Consider the following 503-nt stretch of genomic DNA (forward strand, 5'->3'; position numbering starts at 1 on the left):
CCGGTGTACGAGAGCCTGCTCGGCAGCGGCACGGCGGGCGAAGCGCGGCAGGCGTTCCGTCAGCTGTCGGGGCAAATCCATGCGGATATCGCGTCGGCGCTGGTGAACGACAGCCGCTACCTGCGTGAGGCGCTGAACGGGCGTCTGCGTCAGGCGGAAGGGCTGGCGAGCTCGTCGGCCATCAAGGCGGACGAGGGTGGTGCCTGGGCGCAGCTGCTGGGGGCGTGGGACCACGCGTCGGGCGACGCCAACGCCACGGGTTATCAGGCCTCGACCTACGGGGTGCTGGTGGGGCTGGACTCGGCGGCGGCGGACGACTGGCGGTTGGGGGTAGCGACCGGCTACACCCGCACCTCGCTGCACGGCGGGTACGGGTCGAAGGCGGACAGCGACAACTACCACCTGGCGGCGTACGGCGACAAGCAGTTCGGGGCGCTGGCGCTGCGCGGCGGGGCGGGCTACACCTGGCACCGCATCGATACCAAGCGGTCGGTGAACTACGG

1 protein-coding gene is annotated in these 503 nt (G+C 71.2%); it reads left to right on the forward strand.

All coding sequences use genetic code 11. From position 1 onward, the window contains the following. Positions 1–503, forward strand: a 503-nt coding sequence (locus EKL15_RS24115; RefSeq protein ID WP_203090515.1) for an autotransporter outer membrane beta-barrel domain-containing protein, incomplete at both ends; no start/stop codon positions are given.

The organism is Serratia sp. 4542 (assembly GCF_016805595.1).
Classification (GTDB): domain Bacteria; phylum Pseudomonadota; class Gammaproteobacteria; order Enterobacterales; family Enterobacteriaceae; genus Serratia; species Serratia nevei.